The 21745-nt window shown below is 37.9% G+C and carries 16 protein-coding genes; 2 read left to right on the top strand and 14 right to left on the bottom strand.

Annotated features, from left to right (window positions below; translation table 11 throughout):
• Positions 1-135: 135 nt before the first annotated feature.
• The 11 genes from cls to IGJ39_RS02635 all read right to left on the bottom strand — a co-directional run bounded on the left by cls (position 136) and on the right by IGJ39_RS02635 (position 16596).
• Entirely contained in the window at positions 136-1677 is a 1542-nt protein-coding gene (gene cls / locus IGJ39_RS02685) for a cardiolipin synthase (protein ID WP_438764156.1), read from the bottom strand.
• Between the two features lie 337 nt (positions 1678-2014).
• Positions 2015-5461, bottom strand: a complete 3447-nt coding sequence (locus IGJ39_RS02680) for a WxL domain-containing protein (RefSeq protein ID WP_019723667.1) — start codon at positions 5459-5461, stop codon at positions 2015-2017.
• Between the two features lie 5 nt (positions 5462-5466).
• A complete protein-coding gene (locus IGJ39_RS02675) occupies positions 5467-6534 on the bottom strand; it encodes a DUF916 and DUF3324 domain-containing protein (RefSeq protein ID WP_065096241.1) in 1068 nt (355 codons plus the stop codon).
• Between the two features lie 129 nt (positions 6535-6663).
• Positions 6664-7479, bottom strand: coding sequence for a WxL domain-containing protein (locus IGJ39_RS02670; protein ID WP_019723495.1), 816 nt, complete (start codon positions 7477-7479; stop codon positions 6664-6666).
• An 18-nt stretch (positions 7480-7497) separates the two neighbouring features.
• Positions 7498-7851, bottom strand: coding sequence for an LPXTG cell wall anchor domain-containing protein (locus tag IGJ39_RS02665; protein WP_019723494.1), 354 nt, complete (start codon positions 7849-7851; stop codon positions 7498-7500).
• A gap of 249 nt (positions 7852-8100) precedes the next feature.
• On the bottom strand, positions 8101-9579 hold the full coding sequence (locus IGJ39_RS02660; RefSeq protein ID WP_029594079.1) for a helix-turn-helix domain-containing protein: 1479 nt from the start codon (positions 9577-9579) through the stop codon (positions 8101-8103).
• 562 nt (positions 9580-10141) lie between these two features.
• Positions 10142-12472 (bottom strand): WxL domain-containing protein, encoded by a 2331-nt coding sequence (locus IGJ39_RS02655; protein ID WP_104775567.1) that lies wholly within the window; start codon positions 12470-12472, stop codon positions 10142-10144.
• Positions 12473-12495: 23 nt separating this feature from the next.
• On the bottom strand, positions 12496-13551 hold the full coding sequence (locus IGJ39_RS02650; protein WP_195339073.1) for a DUF916 and DUF3324 domain-containing protein: 1056 nt from the start codon (positions 13549-13551) through the stop codon (positions 12496-12498).
• 86 nt (positions 13552-13637) lie between these two features.
• Positions 13638-14489, bottom strand: coding sequence for a WxL domain-containing protein (locus tag IGJ39_RS02645; protein WP_108173565.1), 852 nt, complete (start codon positions 14487-14489; stop codon positions 13638-13640).
• Between the two features lie 31 nt (positions 14490-14520).
• Positions 14521-14838, bottom strand: a complete 318-nt coding sequence (locus IGJ39_RS02640) for a hypothetical protein (protein WP_019723489.1) — start codon at positions 14836-14838, stop codon at positions 14521-14523.
• 270 nt (positions 14839-15108) lie between these two features.
• Positions 15109-16596, bottom strand: a complete 1488-nt coding sequence (locus IGJ39_RS02635; protein ID WP_019723488.1) for a helix-turn-helix domain-containing protein — start codon at positions 16594-16596, stop codon at positions 15109-15111.
• A gap of 215 nt (positions 16597-16811) precedes the next feature.
• Here IGJ39_RS02635 and IGJ39_RS02630 point away from each other — a divergent pair, with 215 nt between their 5' ends.
• Both IGJ39_RS02630 and IGJ39_RS02625 read left to right on the top strand, forming a co-directional pair.
• Positions 16812-18182 carry an aldehyde dehydrogenase gene (locus IGJ39_RS02630; RefSeq protein WP_195339074.1) on the top strand — a complete coding sequence of 457 codons (1371 nt, stop codon included), beginning with the start codon at positions 16812-16814 and terminating at the stop codon, positions 18180-18182.
• Between the two features lie 12 nt (positions 18183-18194).
• Positions 18195-19397 carry an NADH:flavin oxidoreductase/NADH oxidase family protein gene (locus IGJ39_RS02625; protein WP_066025197.1) on the top strand — a complete coding sequence of 401 codons (1203 nt, stop codon included), beginning with the start codon at positions 18195-18197 and terminating at the stop codon, positions 19395-19397.
• 145 nt (positions 19398-19542) lie between these two features.
• On the opposite strand, the gene IGJ39_RS02620 is transcribed toward IGJ39_RS02625, so the two are convergent.
• From IGJ39_RS02620 to IGJ39_RS02610, 3 genes are all read right to left on the bottom strand, one after another.
• The gene (locus tag IGJ39_RS02620) at positions 19543-19719 is read right to left on the bottom strand and encodes a BspA family leucine-rich repeat surface protein (RefSeq protein WP_438764155.1); all 177 of its coding nucleotides are present in this window, start codon (positions 19717-19719) and stop codon (positions 19543-19545) included.
• Positions 19720-19723: 4 nt separating this feature from the next.
• Positions 19724-20314 (bottom strand): hypothetical protein, encoded by a 591-nt coding sequence (locus tag IGJ39_RS02615; protein WP_195339076.1) that lies wholly within the window; start codon positions 20312-20314, stop codon positions 19724-19726.
• 634 nt (positions 20315-20948) lie between these two features.
• The gene (locus tag IGJ39_RS02610; protein WP_229048798.1) at positions 20949-21710 is read right to left on the bottom strand and encodes a tyrosine-protein phosphatase; all 762 of its coding nucleotides are present in this window, start codon (positions 21708-21710) and stop codon (positions 20949-20951) included.
• Positions 21711-21745: the final 35 nt, after the last annotated feature.

Raw genomic sequence — 21745 nt, 5'->3', positions numbered from 1 at the left:
TTCATTGCGCATTGTATTGTTATAAAACAATAAGAAAACATAAAATGAAAAACAGAGTAGACAAAACCAAAAAATCGTTTTGTCTACTCTGTCTCAGGCTAACTATTGCTTTTACAATCCGTTTATTCTCCACAATCAAAGAATCGGGACAAATAAACCACTGATTTTCTCTTTGACTTTCGTCCATCCACTTCGCCGTTGCCATTCTTCTTTTTTGACTCTTTTCGCATGGGCTAAATCTTCCGCAAAATGATCATTCAATTCATCGATTGTTCTTGATGGTCCATAAATGAACATCGATAACTCATGATTGAGATAAAAACTGCGAATATCAAAATTAGTCGAGCCAATTGTTGCCACTACATCATCGACGATCATATATTTACAATGGATAAATGCGGTCGTATCATAAATAAACACTTCGACCCCCGCCGATAATAAGTCATCAATAAACGAGTTCGTCCCATGGAATGAAATGCCACGATCCCCTTTTCCCGGTATGACCAATTGCACCTTGATCCCACAACGTGCTGCTCGTCTAAGTGCGCCCAATGTTTCTTCATCTGGAATAAAATAAGGCATAGCGATTTTGATCGAATCAACTGCTTTACCAATCAAGTCATTAAAAGAATCTTTGATGATTCGTTCTTGATCATAAGGACCGCCATAAATGACCTGTACGATTTCCGAGCCTTTGGGTGTATCCGTCTTTAATGGAAAATACGTATCTTGATGTTTGATAAAATGACCGATCGTTTCCGTTCCTTCATCAAGGAACAACCAATCATAAACGAAACATTCTTGTACCTCTAATACAGAAGGCCCTTCGATCCGAACATTCGTATCTCGCCAATAAGAGAACTTATTACCGCGACCACTATACTCATTTCCGATATTCATACCGCCAGTATGTGCGATTTTGCCATCAATCACAACGATTTTTCGATGGTTTCGCCAATTCGCTTTGTTACTCAACCACGGTGAATTCAAAAGATCATAAGTCCGTACTTCCACACCATTTTCTCGCAGCGCATCTAATAACCGATTCGGAAAAGCAATCGATCCAACACTGTCATACATAAAACGGACTTCGATTCCCTGTCGTGCTTTTTCAATCAAGGCAGCCGTCAGTTCTTCGCCGGTTTCATCTCCTTTTACAATATAGTAAAAAAGGTGAATATGATGCGTTGCCTGCTTGATATCTTGCAACAATGCTGTAAAGGCTTCGTCCCCTTCTTTTAACAAAGTTAGCTGATTGTCTTTCGTTGGATACTTTTCTGAAAGATGGAAAATCTCGTTAGACAGATCGTGCTTGGCATGGATGATCTCTGAATGTTCCTGAAGGATCTTTAAAACAGTTTGTTGTACGTTTCGCTCATTCGCTACTTGCTGTTTCGGCAACTTCCGTAAACGAGGCTCACGACCAATCAAATAGTATAAAATGATTCCAACGATTGGCAGAAATAATAAGGCTAAAATCCAAGCAATCTTAGATGTTGCCTCCCTTTGATCAAAAATCACTAAGTACCCACAAAGAAGAAACGCATAAATCTCCACGATCAACCACGCATAAATGATTTGATTCAAAAAAACAATCAGTGAAACCGCTACAAGAATCAATAAAATCAATAATATTTTGTATTGTTGCAATTTATTCTTTATCATCGTTTTCTCCATGTTTGCATGCTTTATTTTGTCGTTGATTCTTTTTTCTGAGACAGTCAACGATGTTAGTTACAGCACACCTTATTTAGATTATATACGTTATAGTCGCTCTAATGTAAAGGATTTTCTCCTTCCTTACATCTTTTATAGAAACTTTTCTTCTATAATAATAGTCATTGTTTTTCACTCCGTATTAAGAAGGGAAAAAAAGCGCTATGATATTAGTCATCTCACAGTCTCTAAAACTGAGTAAATAGTATTCCAAAAATAAGCCAGAAACCCAATAATTTTCGGGTTTTCTGGCTTATTTCTCAGAATTGTATACTACTGTTATAGCTCTATTTCTTTATCAATTTCCCGGAACACTACTTAATTCCCAAGTAAGTGTCGTTGAATATTCTTTGGCTTCTGGATTCGTTCCTTTAGGGACATACAAACCAACACTTTTATCTGCTGTCTCTGCATCCCCAAAACGATAGATCCATGTTCCTGTTCCAGATTCTTCATCTGCTTGTAATAAGATTTGTTTCGTATTTGGTAAAATCCTTTGCATGGATTCTTCCTGTAGCTCAGGCGAATTTCCGCCTTGTGCTGTCGCCAATTGTTGATTACTCAATTGGATTTCCGAACCAAGCAATTCATGACCATTTCGATTACTGAATTGTCCATTCTGGGTAACCGATAATTGCCAACCACTTCGCTCATTGTCCGGTCGACGATCACTGATTTGAACATAATTTGGCCGCTCTTCGTTCTCTTTCACTGTCCCATCTTCATTCAACAATCGTTGAGGTTGGGCATAATATGTTTGTTCATGAACAGAAATAGCTTGTGAGCCAAAATTGAAGGACGAAATAAAGTCAATACTTAGTTGCCCTTGATTTTCTGGCAATTCTGGTTTATTTTCAGGTTCCACTTCTAATTCTGGATCTAAAGGATCTACCGGTGAGAAAGGTCCTACATCCTCAACGATTAATGTCGTAGCCGGTTCAAAAGTTACATCGTGAAATGTTAATTCAGCGGCTGGGTTGATATTTCCACGCACGTTATTGGTTTCTGGTGGATTGATCACACCTGCGGCTTCTGCCGAGCCTTCTGCATCTCTTAGAAAGACCTGAATCTCATCGTCTTCTTTTAAAGTTAAGTCAGATAAATCTAGGATAAAGTTACCCTCGTTGTCTATCGTTACATCAGAAGTGTCAAAGATTTGTCCATTATGAGTTGCGGTTATTTCAACCTCTTTGTTTTCAACATATCCCTGAACATGTGTAGCTGTTTTTCCGATGGTATTCAAAGGAAACTCCGCTGGTTTTGGTGGGATAATCGGAAAGACGACAACACTATCTATTTTGATATCCTCCGGTAAACTTGGAACTCCAACTTCACCAACACCACGAAAAGCAGATAGAACGCTAATCCGATCTCCCTCATTTAAAAGATTCGGTAATTTTACTTCAAATATCCCCTCTCTATCTTCTTCACCATAGATACTATCTACTTTAGTAATTGCTCTATGTGTTTCTTTTTCTCCAGTAAGTCGTTCAATTTCTATCTCTAGTTCCACCTCGCCTCCAAACGCTGATCTATAGTCACTCCCTTCCGGAATACTTACATGACCAAAAATAGACTTATCTGCATTAGTAGGAACTCTTAATTCATCAACAACAGCACGTGCGTTATTTGCACTAATTCTACTATATGCAGTCATTCCAGCCGGTCCAAAAGTACTTGTATTAAATGATTCCGGATCGCTAGTCTTTCTAATAGTATTAAAATTGCTTCCCGTTAATTCAAAATCAACCATATTCCAATACTTTTCTGCTTCAAGATCAAAATTAGAACCATTAGCCCATGCTGCAAAATTAGAATTTTTCAAATCAAATATAGAGGATGACGATACATTATATATGTTGCCTCCATTTGGACGTGTATTTTTAAAATCAAAAAAAAGTGGATTATCAATAGTTATATTACTAGTTGAACCATTAAATATTGCACCTGATGCAGTGCTCGATCTTCCAATTGCTGTAAAACTAGTTCCTTCCCTAACATTGATTTCCATCGAACTGTTACCACCAATAGCAGGTCCAAAATCAGAGACAATATTTACTTCTGTTCCCACGCCACTCAAATCAAAAACTCCACCATCATTAGCAAATTCTATCCCTTGATTCGCCGAATTATTAGGTGATCCGTTTCCACCATTGTACATTTGTAATTTACTATTTCCTTTTACAAAGAATTGACCATCCGCACGAAATCTTACGGCCGGAGCAGCTCCTTCTTCAGCCTCAATAATAACAGTACTATTATTATCTATATCAAATCGAGAACCTCGGCTTGCAGCCCCATAAAATCTAACTGTTGCATCATTTCCATCAAGAAGAGAAGAGTAAAGTTCCATTTTAGAGCCATTGTCTACCAAAATTCTTGAATTCGTAGCAGTATCATAAAGAAGCGCACTAGTTTGAGGGGCTTCTATTTTCAAAGATGCTCCATTGTTAACCTCAATAAGCGATTCATTTGAATCTAGTCTGATAACCCCTCCGTATCTACCAGAGCTTGTTGAAGTTGTATTAATAGAAACTGTAGTGTCTTCATCCGTAATTTGAACTACCGGTAATACGCCTGAAATTTGTGCTAACTTTGCTTGCAGGTCCATACTTACTTTACTTCCATTTCGAGCAAAAAAATTATTGACTCGGAAGACAGCATCATCACGCGCATTCATAGTCGACCTATAAGTATTTTCGCCACCTATATATCCTGCCTTTGCATTCGGTGCATTAACTAAACCAGATACATTCCCATTTCCTGTATGAACATTTTCAAAATTTAATGTCCATCTTTGACTGTTGGCTGCTGTACCTGTAAAAATTGCTGTAGTTCCCGGTTTTGTTATTGTTATATTTCTTAAAGTAATTGTCGTCTCTACGCTCACTGCTCCAAGTGTGAATCCAGCAGTATTATTGGCAAAATCTATCGACCATCCTTGTCCGTCAATTTCTATATTTCTGTTGATCGTACCTGCCGCTCCAGCGTTTCTGACTATGTCGTTTTCCAAAATAATTTTTTGTACATCATCGTTACTTATGGCTTTTTGAAATTCTTCCCATGTTGAAACACTTACGAAAGGCTCTTTCTCCTTTGTTTGTTGATTCTGCGGAGCTTCTTCCTTAGGCTCATCTACTTCTTCGGATGTCTGATCATCCTCTTGATTTTCTTCTATTATATGTTCTCCCTCTTTTGATTCCTTTTGTCCGCCTAGCTCCTCATCAGGGGAGTCACTTTCTTCAGCTGGAAGTTCATCACTGATTGCTTCTGGCTCACTGATTTTTAGCTGAGTCGTCGTTTCTTCCACAGACAGTTCATAGTTTCCTGTCTTGTCAAATACCAAAGGAAGAACAAACGTATTTTGCGCATGTTTTGACTGAACGATCCATTCATGAGGCTGCTCTCCTTGTTCGATTGAAATCCCTGCCGACAATTGGTCTTGGATAAGCGTTGCTTCTTCTGGTAAGATCACTCGTGCCTCTGACACTTCTTGATCAGAAAAGAACGTCACTTGTAGCGGAACTTTTATCGTTCCTTGCAATTGAGATTGAGAAAAGAAAAAGTTAGGATTACTGGATAGTTCTTTTAAGGAGTTTTGGATAGCAGGACGTTCCATTGGCTCATGTTCCACATTGTCCATCGTGGTTTCTGCGTAGACCATGCCTATCGGTATAGTTACTGTTTGTATCACTAAAATTGTCGTCCCTAAAAAAAGCATCGTTCTTCTTAATCTTGAGGGCATTGTATTCACTCCTTCTCATTACTCTTATTCGGTTGCTCTTTTTTTCTTTTATGGATTAGGTAAAGAATTATTCCAAGCAATAAAACAAGTAACATGATTGAACCAATCATCCACCAATTAATACTCGTATCGACCATAACATCCGCTCGATTCAATGCTCGTGCTTCATCTGCTTCGATCGTAAAGGTTCTTTCCCATTGCCATTCGTCTTCCCCAGAACGTGCCGTCATTTTCAATACGTAGTCACCACTGCGAAAACGATCACCTTCTAAAGAAATCGGGAAATTAAAATTGGAATTGGGTGCCATTTGCATCTGTTCTTGACTGGCTTGGTATAAAATCTCTTCTTCGCCCACTTTTTGAACCGTAGCTTCGACTTCTAAGCGATTCACGAATGTCGGGGTGAAGTTTTGTAGATTCGCACTGATCACATTGCGATAGTTGAGTTGGTCAGCAAAAACATCTAACAACTCTAAGTCCGGTTGTACAGCATCTTGTTTGTTGCTCACAACCACACCGATGATATACGCAAAATCATTTTGGATGGCGACACCTTCTTCATTACTCGTTTCTTCTGTTGCTTCTTCTTTGACTTCTGACACTCGTAATCCGCCAGCTAACAATCCTTCAAATTCTTCTTTAGGCATGTTCAAATCAAGCGTAACGGTCTTTGTTTCATTTCCAGCAAGCTCAATGATTTCTGGTTGTTCAATCAACTCAGCCAACGAATGTTTGAGCGTTGGATCTGCTTCTTCCGCATCTTGTCCGTATTCTACGACCCCCATCACGTTGGTATAAGCAGTATGTGGGGTGATTTTGATTTTTTTGGCTTCTGCGTTTGCGTTTTGTAGTTTCAACGTTAGCTTTTCTGTCGTTTCTGGTGCAAGATTCAATTGAAAATAACGATCATTTCCTGATTTTTGATTTTCTGAGAACTCAGGCGTTACATAAAAATTCAACGTTCCTTCTTCCGCTCCAACCAACATGGGAGCCATCAGGCTGACAATCATGACGAGTAATACGATCCCCACTTGTTGGATTTTATTTTTTCGATATGTACTTGTCTTTTTCATAAACTTACCCCTTTCTTTAAAGGAGGTAGCGCTACAAAATTGTAACGCTACCACATTCACTTCTATAAACAAAAATCGGTTGCTTTTTAATGATTATGATTCGTTATGTTACTCATATTTTTTTTCTTGTTAATTTACACCACTAACATCAGGTGTATTGGATAATTCCCAAGTCAATGTTGATTTATATTGTGTCGCATCTTTTGCTGTAGAACCAGGAACAAACAATTGGATCGCATTATTTGTTACTACTTCAACTTCATCGTTCGCCTCTTGTGCATCTAGGTCTGCTTGGTTCCCCCAAACAACTGAAGATACCCCTGCACCTTTATCTTTTTCTGCTGTCATCACGGATACCGCAGAAGCATTTGGTATTAATTTCATTCCAGCTGGATGAGCTACTGGCGCATTACCAGGCGTACTTCCTTCATACTGGATTCTTGGATCCAACAATGAAATTTCTGCACCGAGCAATGTATCATTCACTGTTGTATTCGTTGCTTTAAAGTCGGTCATGCGTACTTGCAGATTCCAACCAGCATTCGTTCCACGGACATCTTGTACTTGCGCAAAACTGACATACGGAACTTTGTTTTCTTCACCAGTTGTCCCCTTTTTTTGTTGTTTTTCTGCAACCATATTGTATGTTCGATCTTGATTTGAAATGACTTGTGAACCGAAATCCATTGTGACAGCTTTCATGATTGATAAAGGCCCAGTTGTTCCTGGCACTTCAGGCTCAATCTCGACATCTGGTTCTTTTACTGGTGGAACAACGACTAGCTCTTCATCTTCATTTGGTGTAAATTCAATCGTTCCATTAGTTGTTACATTACGTACTTCTTTTGATGTGTCTGTGGAACCATCTTCTGCAAATACAGTCATACCTCCGGCAAAAACTGTTGATGATAAGGCTGCAATTGTTGCTAATCTAACTAATTTCATTTATACACGTCCTACTTTCTATGATTGTTTTTTCTTTTTGTGTTTCCAAAACCAAAAACTAAGTGTCATTATCACAAGAAAAACCCCTAAAATTATCCAACTACTCATTTGTTGTGCATTCGTTTTTGGCAATCTTCTGTGACTGGCATCTCTCTCCTCTGACGGTTGTTGAGCGATTTCTTTCGGGAAGTCTGGTTTGATTTCAACTTCTGGAGCTGGTACTGGATCTCCAGGCATTTCATACACGCCTGTAAAACCGACTGCCCCCTCTGTTTCAACTGATCGAACCTCTGTCCCGTATACAACCAAAGGTGCATAACATTGAATAAGTAACATACTCAGGCTTAGTATGTATTTTTTTTTACGATTCATTTCCCTCCTCCTATAACCTTTCTTACATAATAGTAATTATCATTACTTTCTGCATAAATAAGATTAACGTAGCCCAAAAAGAAAAGAAATTCATATTTTTCACTAACTAGTGAAGTGGCTTGTTCCCACTTTCACTATGTGACTTTGATAGATTCGCTCTTTTATTTGCACAACAAAAAATCGATGAAGAACCGCGGAGATCAGTTAATCTCTTTAGTTACTTCATCGATTAATGTCGTTTTTTACTTCTTACAGCATACTATTGAGTAAAGGATTCAACTGAGTAAAAATGTTGACCCAATCATTTCTATTAGGGACTCGATTAATCAACAAATAGTCCTTGTTCAACTGGTAATCCAATAAATAAGGACGATAATTCGTTACGATCAAATCAACATGCTCAACGTTCAAACGTTCTTCTGTCAATTCATGTAACGGAACAAACAGCACATGATGCTGCTTCGACAACAGTTGATTGGCTTGGACTTTGATCAACTGAACGAGTAAATGATTACCTTCCAAAAGAAACAACACTGTTTTCTTGGGTGAATAATAAGAGAACAAGATTTCTGTATACATCGTTAAACTTGCTATGATATCTTCTAAATATTTCTCTGAGAAAGACAGCAATGATTGGTTTTCATGAATAAATTTCCGATTTTTCTCATAGGCTAAACCATAGAGATCTTTGATGATAATAATTTCTTCACTTAATAATTTATTCAGTATTGGTGCCATTTCATTATTGATTTTCCTCCCCAGAAAAAAGGCAGAAAGAAAGGTGGATAATATAGGATTAGTCTTCCGGTCGATGTTGAATAATTGGAAGTAAGATTCAATCACTAGATCTATTTCAGACCACTGATTATACTTTTCCAAAAAGACAGTCTCGTGCTCGATATTATCAATCGTTCGTTTGCTGATTATAATCAGAAAAAGCCAAATGATTTCATCTTGGTGGATCGAAATACCATACTCCTTTTTGATCAGTGGAATCAATTCAGACATCAATAAAAAATCTGTCTCATTGCTAAAATCAATCTCTTTTATCTTACGAGGTAAAGAGATGATATGCCCATTCTTATTTCTGATCATCGTGATATACAAACAGTAATAAAATCCTGTGACCATGATCCCTGTTCCTATCTCATACTTACCAAGACGCTCACCTAGCTTATTTAAAAACATCTGGTGGATACTTTCTGGAGGATAGACCGTATACGGTGTTGGTTCTCCTTCATAAAAAAAATCAAAAAAAAACTTGCGGATATTCTCTTCTTTTCCCACAAGATCCACTGGTTTTAAGCTAAGTGAAAGCTGATATTCTTTTAAAAGCTCTTTGATTTGAGCGACTGATCGTAGCATCGTACTTTCTGAATAATTATAGCGATCAGCTAATTCTCCGACAGATACTAGCTCTCCATAAAAAATGTCACTGATAATTTCAAACCAAATCTCCGATTGTAACAATGCTTCTTTGTCTTCATGATACAGTCGTCGATTTTTTTCTTTAAAAAAATAGCCCGTCGTGTTTGACTCAAAAATCGCACTCTTCTCAAAATAGGTTTTCAGTTCACTGACATCTTTTAGAATCGTGCGTTTAGAAACACCTAGTTGCTGCGACAGGCCAACGATTGTAAATATATTTTGTTGCTCGATTACATTTAAGATACGCATCCACCTCTCCGTAATCGTGTTCGTGATAAACTTTAGCTGTAATTCTCGCATTTTAGCACCCCATTTGTTTTTTATATCTATTCTTAAAAAAAATAGATTGTAAACATGTATAACAAAAATGATGGAGAAATACTAATAATAAATAAGTGAAAAATTGAAAAAATAACTGGATTAAATTTAAAAGCAAAAGCTATTTATAACTTTCGTACTCTTATTCCTATTTTTTAATAAACTACTGCATATCCATAACAAAAAACTTAGACCAACAGACTGGATTTATGACCTTTCGCTCAGTGGTTATCAACTTTTTATTTTTTAAGAACACGCTTTATTCATTAATTTTTAGTGTGCTTTCTTTTCTTATAGATGATTCTCTAACTCTTACAATCCCACACACAAAAAATTCCAATCACTTCAAACACTATGAATATTGGGGGAGTTTCCACCTATTTTATGCCTTCAAGATCCTTTATACAATAAAAAACGATCAACAAATAATTTAAACTCTGTTTAAAATAACAGAAAAATTATTTGTTGATCATTTAATTAATTTTCTTAAAAATCAAACTGATTTTATTGATTTTATTTTGTGAAGGCAAAAAGAGTATATTCCCTATTGGTCAGGTACACTGCTCAATTCCCAGACAAGTTTTGTCGAATAACTTGTCGTTTCTGGATTCACACCTGCCGGCACATGTAAACCTACGCTTTCTCCCATAGTCTCCAAATCACCAAAGCGATAGATCCATGTTCCAGTACCGGTTCCGCCTGCTGCTTTCAGTAGCACACTCCTTGTATTCGGAATGAGTTCCTGACGCTCATTTTGCTGGATTGTTGGAGCGATACCTCCTTGTGCTGTCGCAAGTGCTTGATTGTCCAAATTGATCGTAGCTCCTATCAATTCATTACCGGTTGGATTGACAAATTGCCCACTCTGAGTAACGGCTAGTTGCCAACCATTTCGTAAATGTTCTGGGCGACGGTCGCTTATTTGAACATAGTTTGGGCGCTCTTCTTCCGTTGCTTCCACCCCTTGGTCGTTTAAGAGACGCTGAGGTTTCGCATAGTACAAACGATCTTGCGTTGATATAAATTGTTGACCAAAATCAAAGCTGGAAACAAAATCAATACTCAAAGCACCTTGTTCTTCTGGCAATTCTGGCGGGTTCTCTGGATGAACTTCCTGATCTGGATTGATCGGATCAACTGGATGAACAGGATCATAGGAATCAATTTCTTCTTCGTAAACATAAGTAACTGTTTGTTCTGTTTTCATAAACACACCAGAAGTATTGTGTGGTACTTCATTCAATACCCATCCTGCTATTTCCTTTGGTTGTGTCACATAACTTTCACCAATCGGACCAGTGAGCGTTTCTGTTTCGGCTAATTCGTTGTGGTACACATCTACATGTCTGACTGTTACTGTTCCTTCTATGACAGGAGGTGGAACCCAGCCTGAACCAGATCCGTTAAAAACTAACCCTGTATATTCGGAATTATGAAATGTTTGTAAATATCGTTCCGTGAAATCATCGGGATCTGCTTGACCACGGATGACCTGTTCACCATCAACACCGCCAAGCTCTACATCAACTTGATGCCACGAATTAATCGCATTCGTTCTATAGTTAGTCATGGAAAAACGATTCGCTTTTATCAAGATTCGGCTAGTAGCAGCTAATTGTACCGGTTTGATATTCCTTGAAACAATCTCTCCCTGAATAGCGTTACTGTAACCAATATCCAATACGCCACCTGCGCGAATGGAAATGGCAGGCACATTTGCGAATCTAGTATTCGTTACACTAGTAGAACCGACCAACCTAACATTTTTTCCAGAAATCATAGGCTGTGTTCCACTAAAAGCATCAACAATACACATTTGAATGATCACTAATCCATCTCCGGTGTGGCTAATAATTGGATTGCTACGACTACTCGCTAAACGTTGGACATATAAGCCGGTTACAGTCAACGTCGCATTTCCACTCATCTCCATATTTGTGGAAGAATCCTGAAATCCTAGATGTCCGCCAGTTGCAGGTGCTTTACTAAGATGAATGGATGAATTTCTTGTATTCAAAGAATCTCCTAAAATCGAGCTAGAAAAAATGATATTTCCCGATTGATAGATCTCTGTCGTCCTAAAATTATTCCATGCACTCCTAAACTGACTCCAATTTCTTACATTACTAGTTGAGCGATTTTGTGGATCTCTTGTTTCTTCCAGTATTCGTTGCTCTTCCTCACTTATAAGTGATTCAGGAATCGTATGGTATGCTTCTTGAACGCTGATTGGTTGGATAATGTTTTCTTCTTTATGTGCTATTTTTTCGATCGTTGATTCTTGCGTTTCCGATTCGTTCTCAGGTACAGTATCTTCTTCATTTACTACATCTACAGTTGATTCAGCAATTTCTATGTGTGATTCTTCAACGACAACATAAAAATGATCCGCATCATAATCTAAGGTGATAAAGTACGCACCGGCAGTTACAAAAGCAACTTGCAACGTGAAAGTTGTTTGTTCCTGCGCTGTATGCACATGCCAATAGTCACCGTGAGAATGTACCAATCTTATGCCTTCTGCCAGTTGGTCTTCTAAAATTTCCCCTTCTGGTGGAAGACGTAGTAAGACATGATCGGCAGGTAATTTACTCGTAAAGGTCAGAAGAAATGCTTGATCCACAGTGGAGGAAAACGTCTGTGCTTCAAAAGAAAATTGTTGAATTTCTGGTATTTCTGGTAGACTTTCGTTCAATTGACTGAGATTACCCAAATAGTCTTTTTCCAATAATCTCTCGTGGGATAATTCTTCAGATGCTTGCTGGACAATGCTTTTTTGTACCGCATAGACTGTCCCAGTAGATGACAGAAGTACTTGAATTAACATGATAGATGTACTCAAAAGAGCGAGTTGTTTTCTTAAATTTAATCCCATTCACCCTTGCTCCTTCTCACGAATCATACAGTCTTGTGATTCGTTCTTTTTTGTTTTAAACATAGCCAAACAGTTAGCACTAGTAATAAAAGAATCACTATGATCCCCCCAATCATCCACCAGTTGATACTCGTATCGATCGTGACATCTGCACGATTCAATGCTTGGGCTTCATCCGCTTCGATAATAAATGTTTCTTCCCATGACCATTCTTCTTTTCCTGCAGTTGCCCTTAGCTTTAAAAGATATTCGCCACTTTGAAATCGATCCCCTTCTAGTGAAATTGGAAAATTAAAATTCGAATTTGGCGCCATTTGCATTTGTTCTTGTTGTGCTTCATAAAGAGGCTCCTCTTCGCCTACTTTATGAACCGTTGCTTCCACTGCTAACTGATTGACAAATGTCGGCATGAAATTTTGCAGATTCGCACTAATGACGTTCCGGTAGTTCAATTGATCTGCAAAGACATCGAGCAATGCCAAATCTGGCTGCACCGAGGAACGATCGTTACTAGCTAAAACGGCTACTACATAGACAAATTCATTTTGGATAGCTACACCTTCTTGTTCGATTGGTGTTTGTTCCTCTTCCGGTGTCACTTCCTCGATTCTTAATCCGCCAGCTAAAAAACCTTCAACCGATTCTGCTGGCATATGTAGTTCTAAAGTGATTGTTTTTGTTTCTTTTCCTGCAAGTATGATCGGCTCAGGTGTCTCGATCAGCGTATCCATTCCATACTTTAAAGAAGAATCCGCTTCATCGGCATTTTTCCCATATTCGACGACCCCCAAGACATTTGTAAATGCCGTATGCGGTGTGATCTGAATAATGGCTTCTTCTTCTCGAATATTTTGTAATTTCAAGCGAAGGGTGTGCGTACTTCCAGGTTGCCCTTGTATGTCAAAATAGTTCAGTTTTCCTTCAACTTGGCTTTCTGGAAACTCCGGTGTCACATAGAAATTCAATTCTCCTTCTTCGGCACCTACGGAGGGCGAAAACCAAAGCAAAGATAAAAGCAACAACAGAGTAATCGACCATTTCTTTTTTGTTTTAGCTAGTATACGAATCGTATTTGGCATTCATTTGCTTCCTTTCTTTCATAAAAGTAGCGCTACAAAACGATGTAACGCTACCTCTCACCTTGCACAATAAATATTGTTGTTCCTTAAACTGTTTCAGTCTCTTCATCTGGTTCATTATCTGGTAATGCAGATAACTCCCAAGTTAATGTTGAACGGTACGTCGCCACATCTTTCGCTGTTGAACCCGGAACAGATAAGACAATTGACTCATTTCTAACTGCTGCATCACCTTCAGCCTCATGTTGCGCCATCAAATCTTCTTGATTCCCCCAAACCACAGAAGAAGTTCCAGCTCCTTTTGTTTCAGCCGCTTGCATCACTGGCACAGCACCTACTCCTGGAAGTAAAGTTAAGCCATTCGCATGGGCAACTGGTGCATTTGATTGGTTGTTTCCACGATAGTCGATTCTTGGATCGTTCAATGAAATTTGGGCTCCTGTCAATGTTCCGTTTTGAGTTCCTGATGTGAAGTCACTTAAACTAACACTCAAATCCCAGCCAGCATTCGTTCCACGAGTGTCTTGGACTTGTGCAAAACTGACATAAGGTACTTTGTTCTCGTCGCCTTCTGTTCCTTCAAGCTGTTGCATTTCTGCTAACATGCTATATTCACGATCTTGGTTTGAAATCACTTGTGAACCGAAGTTCATTGTTGGTACATAAGCAATCGTCAATGGTCCTTTGTTGTCTCCATCTGGTCCTGGAGCCGGTGGGATTTCTACCCCTGGATTATCTTCCGGTGGAGAAACTTCCGTATCATCTCCTTCGCCGTCTTCGTCAACTGCAGTAAAGCCAATCTCTGCATCTGTGATTGCATTTCGTACTTCTTTGCTTTCAACTTTTTCTTCTTCTGTCTCTTCCGCAAAAATTGTTACGCCTCCAGCTAAAATCGACGTTGTTAATGCTGCAACAGTTGCTAAATGGATAAATTTCATGTGATAATTTCCTACTTTCATTTTCTATTTTTTATTTTTTTGACGTCCGCCAGTATAAGAGAAAGCCTACTATACCTAGACCAAGCCACCGATAAACATCCTTTATCACTGTGTTGGTTTTTGGCAAATTCGTATGGTTATCTACATTCTGATCATTTTCAATATCGATAGGTCTTGCAATGTAATCAGGTGAAGGATCAGGTGCCCCGATTGGCTGATAAATGCCACTAAAACTGACTGAACCTTCCGTTGTTGATTCTTTGACTTCTGAACCATACATAGTATGTGGTGCATGGATAAGTACCACGAACATACTTATAATAAGCAAGTGTGGCTTGATTTTTTTCATATCCCTCCCCCTTAAATTTACTATCAAAAACGATTGATTCCATGAATCGACAAGTTGTAAGAAGATAAGTTGCTATCTCTTTCTTACATGTTATAGATTACCTTGACTAAAAATTAAATAAAAATCGCAATTTTCATAAAAACGTGAAATTTGGAAAAAACACTTACTAAAATAAAAAAAAGGACATTAGCTTTTCGCTATGTCCTAAACTTGAATAAATACTATTAATTTTTTTGATTTATGCACTCATAGACTCTTGCTAAAAAACAACTAGTATATTTCACTCGTCATTCTATCTATAAAGGGGTTTATTTGATCAAGTACTCGTTCCCAATCTTTGCTGTCAGGGATCGGATTCATCAAAATCGGCTCTTTTTTCAATACATAGTCAAATAGATAGGGTCGATAATTGGTAACTACAAGATCAACATGTTCAGACTCTAGTCGCTCTTTTGTCAATCCTTTGAGTGGCATAAATATCACCTGATGCTGATTTCCTAACATTCGTGTTGCTTTTAGACGAATCGACTGGACAACTAAATAATCCCCTTCAATCAAAAATAAAATAGTTCTTACTGGCTGATAATAGTGAATCAGTAAATCAATATAAAGCGTAAAACTGTTGACGATATCCTCAAAATAGGAATCAGCTAATCCTAATCTTTTCTGATTCTTTCTTAAAAACCTGTCATTTTCTAGATAAGTTTCACTATAATTCTTTTTAACCATTTCACGTTCTTCAAACAACTCTTTATTTAGTTCCGGACAAATCGCTTCATTGATTCGCCGAGCGACAAGATAAGCACTCAAAAAAGCTTCTAAAAGTTCACGATTCCAACTATCATATTTATCGGAAGAAAAATAATTCTTTGCGACATTGCTGATTTCAGGCCATTGATTGAAACGCTCATAAAAAAGCTTTTCATGTTGTATCTCATCGATTGGTCGATTACACAAAATATAAAGATGGATCCACGAAACTTCCTCTTTAGGTAAACAAACACCATATTCTTTCTCTATCAGTGGTACCAAAGAGTAAAGCAATTGAAAATCATTTTCTTTTTGATTGATCTCTTTGATCCAATTCGGTAAAGAAATAAAGTGGTTTTGCTGTACTCTGACCATCGTGATATACAAGACATAATAAAAGGCAGTGACCGTCATCCCACTTCCTAATTCAATCTCTTCGAAGTGACTTTTCAGTTCTTGAAGAATCATCTGATGTAAGCCTTCGGGTGGCCGGATAGTATGGGGATTGTGTTCTCCGCCATAATAAAAATCAAAAAAGAATTTTCTAATACTGCCTTCATCCCCAACGATCGTCACAGGATTTAAGTTTAGCGTCAGTCCATAATCATTCAACGAAGATTGAAGTTGAGCCAAAAAACGACGTAAGGTACTTTCTGCATAGTTATAGTCATAGGCTAAGTCACCCACATTTCTCAATTCCCCATAAAAGATATTTCCAATGATCTCAAATAGCACTTCATTTTCTAACAATTGCTCTTTTCTTTCTTTATAAAGCAAGCGATCCACTTCTTCGAAACGGTGGCCATTTCTTCCAGAATGAAACGATGCACTTTTTCCAAAGTGATCTTTTAACGCTTGGATATCTTTGATCAGCGTTCTTTGTGTAATATTTAACTGTTCTGAAAGATGAATAAGGGTAAACGCATGTTCACGTTCAATCAGATTAAGTATTCGTACCCAACGCACGGTCACTGGATTCGTAATGAAGCCTATCTGGAATTCTCTCATAATATGGACTCCTCTTCATTGATATGGATGGCGAAAAAATGTTCACTGTTATTATTTTTATAGCAGAGTTCAGCGAAAAATACTAGTCAAACAACATACGACAAGCAAATCGAGAATGTCGAACCAAAAACAAAACAATTTGACAAGTACAAATTTATACCCGTATGATTGAGCTATAGCAACGACTGCCAAATCAACCATAAAGGAGAATACAAGTGATCAATCAACTGTTAAAAGAGCAACAACACTTTTTCGCAACTGGGCAAACAAAATCGATCGACTTTCGCTTGGCGCAATTAGCGAAACTGAAACAAGGAATGAAAGAAATCGAGATTGAATTAACGCAAGCATTGTACAAAGATTTACGAAAACCAGCACACGAAGCATATGTCACTGAAATTGGTGTTGTCTATCAAAGTATTTCTGAGATGATCAAAAAATTAAAGAAATACGCTAAGCGAAAAAACGTTCATACACCGATTTATATGTGGGGGAAAAGTTATCTTGAATATGAACCTTATGGACAAGTGTTGATCATTGCTCCTTTCAATTACCCATTTCATTTAGCGATTGAACCACTGATTGGAGCAATTGCCGCAGGGAATACGGTGATTTTGAAGCCAAGCGAATTAGCACCAAATGTGGCTAAAGTTCTGACAAAATTGATTCATTCAACTTTTGACAAAACATACATTGCCTCGGTCGAAGGTGGTGTGGACGTAACGACTGAATTACTCGCACAAAGATTCGATTATATCTTCTTTACTGGTAGTGTCCCAGTAGGAAAAATCGTAATGCAAGCTGCTGCCAAACACTTGACTCCTGTCACTTTAGAATTAGGCGGAAAAAGTCCCGCAGTCGTGGATGATACCGCAAATCTAAAAGTAGCAGCAAAGCGCATCGTTTGGGGAAAATTGCAGAACAACGGACAAACTTGTATTGCACCAGATTATGTTTTAGTATCCCGCAAGCGAAAAGAAGCATTGATCAAAGAAATGATTATTGCTATCAAAGAATTTTATGGTTCTGATATCAGAAATAACACCGATTATGGTCGGATCATCAATGATCGGCATTTTATCCGATTGCAACAGATGTTAGAAGCTGACCACTCCTTTGTCGTATTTGGCGGTGAAACAGATCGGGAAGATTTATATATTGAACCCACAATTTTGGATTTACCTAGTCATGATGCCGCAACGATGCAAGAAGAAATCTTTGGGCCGATCTTACCAATCTTGACTTTTGATACCATCGATGATGCGATTTCTCAAGTTAAACAGTATGAAAAACCTTTAGCACTATATCTATTTACAACATCGAATCGGAAAAAAGAACAGCTCATGACCGCTATTTCATCAGGAAATGTGACGGTCAATGATGTTCTGAAACATGTAGCCAATCCTCATTTACCTTTCGGTGGTGTAGGAGAATCTGGTATCGGTGGCTATCACGGAAAATATAGTTTTCTTACCTTTTCTCATCAAAAAGGAGTCTATGAAAATCGTTCAACCTTCAACGTTCCTGGATTATTCCCACCTTATTCAAATCGATCGTTGAAACTTTTAAAAAAAATACTGAAATAAAAGGAGAATTCAATGCTATTATCAGAAATCACTTTACCAAATCAAACAATCTTAAAAAATCGAATCGTCAAATCTGCAATGAGTGAAACACTTGCCGACAAAGAAAATAACCCAACTGAAAAACATATTCATCTTTATCACCGTTGGGCTCAAGGCGGTAGTGGACTTTTAATTTCAGGAAATGTCATGGTCGATCGTGATCATTTAGGTGAACCTGGAAATGTTGTTATAGATGAAAATACAGATAAATCAATTTTAAAAGCCTGGGCCAAAGCTGGAACAGAAAACCATACAAAATTTATTTTACAAATCAATCATCCCGGCAAACAGTCACCCAAAACAATGAACTCACAACCGGTTGCCCCTACTGCTCAACCGATAGGTGAAGAACTTCAAGGATTTTTTAATCCTCCAAGAGAACTAACTACTAAAGAGATCAAAACACTGGTGGAACAATTTGTCACAGTTGGTAAAATAGCGGAAGAATCTGGTTTTTCTGGGGTACAAATCCATGGGGCACACGGCTATCTCATCAACCAATTTCTTTCTCCAGCAGATAATCAGCGAACCGACCAATACGGTGGTTCTTTGGAAAATCGGATGCGTTTCCTTCTTGAGATCTACCAAGGGCTAAGAGAAGCCACTACACCGGAATTTATTGTTGGTTTAAAACTTAATTCCACAGATTTTACTGCTCAAGGGTTTAGTGAAGAAGACTCGCGTCAAGTTATTTTAAGAATGGCGGAACTAGGGATCGATTTTGTTGAGATTTCTGGTGGTAATTACGAAAAAACAAAATTCATGGAGGTTGGGAAAGGGGCATTTTTCCTTGATTTTGCTAAAGATATCCAACAGCAAGTGACAACCCCAATCATTCTAACTGGTGGACTGACACAACCAGAAACAATGGAAGAAGTAATCACTAAAGAAAAAATTGCGATGGTTGGACTAGCACGAGCACTAGCAATGAATCCAGAGTTGCCAAATCAACTAGCAGAAGGACATGCTCAAGCCATTCAGTTACCACGTCTAACGACACATCTGAAAAATCTCGACAAAAAAGCCGGGAGCATTATTAGTCTTTCTTATTATGAACAACAAATGAATCGCTTAGCGACTGGTAAAGAAGCTAAATTTACAACCAACGCTTGGTCACCGCTTCTTGATGCAATGTTTAGACATGGTCTAAACAGTCTAAAACCAAGACGCAGATGATGGTTGCTAGTCAATCAATAAAAAGAAAATCCGTTCGACTTTCTGTTTCTTAGTCGAACGGATCTTTTTTTGATGCAACACAGAAGAACTTGTTAGTTACCTCATAAACGGAATATCTGATCAATAAGAAGATGATATTTTTCAGCTATTCTTTTTGACCAGATAACATGAAAGAGCAAACCGATGAGATTCGATAAAACAGACTGTTCATATTCGTTACATTTCTTGTATCAAAATGACTCACATCTATTCCTCTTAAATTGCGCATCTGGGTAAACATACGTTCCATATTTGTTACTTGACTCGTATCTAAATACTCCATTCCTTCAATTGTTTGGACATTTCGTAAATTTTTCAAAAAATCCTTGGTTATGTTCCCCCTGCTCAGCATTCGATAAGACACTATTTCTTGTTCCAATCAAACTTCCCCGTAATTCGATCCTGCCCGTGATAACGATGCTGTTGATCATTTCTTGATTCGCGGACGTATGATTAAAATAATCCGTCGCTCCATATCGACCACCAACATTATTTTCCTCATCGAAGATGCCAGAACCTAGAGTCAGTGTCCCAGAAGCATCGACTGTCCATGGAATCGTTCCTAGTTGAACAGATTCAACGACTGCAGGATCAAACCCTTCCGTCTCATTAACAAACGCTTCTACATCGCTTTGTCCAATAGTCCACTCAGGCGCTTCTATAAGTTCAGTACTTATCTCCGCTCTCTCATAGAGCCTATCATTTTCCATTTCTTCAAATTGAGAAATCTCTTCTGTCCCGTTTTCTTGCGGAATATTATTAAAAGGGAACACATCGTCTTTTAAAACCAATTCGTCATTGCTATGTGCTTCTGGTGATTCCTCCGATTCTACATGAATCGCAATTACTTGCCCAACTGGCAAAAGCATCATCATCATCACAACATTGAAAAAAAAGTTGTTTTTTCCACAAACCTTTCTTTCTCATGTAGCCACCCACCCTAACTCTATATACGTGAAAGAATTTCTCATTAATAGCTTATAGCCTCTCAAAAAAACAATATATCTTAATCATGTATCTAATCTCTTAGCTATTAATAAAAAAGCTCTCTCTTTTTCAATAATATATCACCTCATTTAATTTTAATCCATCTATTATTTTTTTCTAATGCAGAAAAATTACTGTACTCACGCCTATCTCCCTGATATAAAAGAATGATTAACCAAAAATAAAATAACGTTTGAAAGAAAAGATAAAAACATCTCAAACCCTTACTTAGAATAAACTAAAAGCAAAAATTACATTACCCTAGAAAAACACATCTTTATAACCATTAAGACAATGTGATGCACAACCTGAGATCCACTTCCATTCCCCTAAAAAAAGATATTTATTCCTCAAAATAAACCGAATCCCTTTTCAACTGTTCCTTGGATTATTGGAAGACAAAAAAAACTGACCTAATTTCTTAGATCAGCAAGTCTATCGATACAGTTGATTATAAATGGTTGGTTTCTTACAATTTTTTGAAAAATCGATGTTTAAATTTTTGAAGTAATGAAAAATAGCAACTCAACCTTTAAGAAATTGATTATTCAATGCCTGTAAACTTAATTGGTCGATAGCCAAGGCTTGTTTCAAATAGGTTTGGATAGACCCATATTCCTGTTCTACCACTTGATAAAAACGGTCCAAGTAACTGCTGTCCACATTCAACGCAACATCTAAAGCAGCTAGATTTCCCTCATTCAAGTGGACTTTTTTTGCTTGCGCCAAAATCAACGCATTTTCTTTTTTACGTAGTTCATTCGTACGTAAATAATCGACATAGATTGCCTTGCGAGGAACGTCTAATGACTCTAATATTAGCAAGGCTGCGATTCCCGTTCGATCTTTCCCAGCAAAACAATGGAATAAAAGACTTTCCTCTTGATCCAAAGTAAGTACTTCTTGGAAGAAACGAGCATACCCTTTCTGCGAAGTCGGATTCAATGCGATATCTTCATATATTTTTGTCATATAGTTCGTGGCTTTTTCAGGTGAGCCGATTTTCACAAAATCTTCCAGCCCAGCGCCTTCGTCTGCCACATCTTTCATGATGTCGATATGGATATATTTCGTCTGTGGAACCGTTTTATCTGGTCGAGCCTGAATTTCATCTTCGCCGCGTAAATCAACGATTTTACTTAAACGATAGGTGGTTTCTAAATGTCTAGCATCTTCTTCTGTCAAACTAGATAGTTCACCTGAACGCAAGAAAACATTTGTTAAAACTTCTTTGCCATTTCTATTTTTGATGCCACCGATATCGCGAAAATTTGTGATTTTTACCATTTCTGCAATGACCTTCCTTTTCCCATATTTTAGGA

It is taken from the genome of Enterococcus sp. AZ140 (assembly GCF_051714405.1).
GTDB classification, from domain to species: Bacteria; Bacillota; Bacilli; order Lactobacillales; family Enterococcaceae; genus Enterococcus_B; species Enterococcus_B pernyi.
This window is presented reverse-complemented; position numbering and strand designations above follow the sequence as displayed.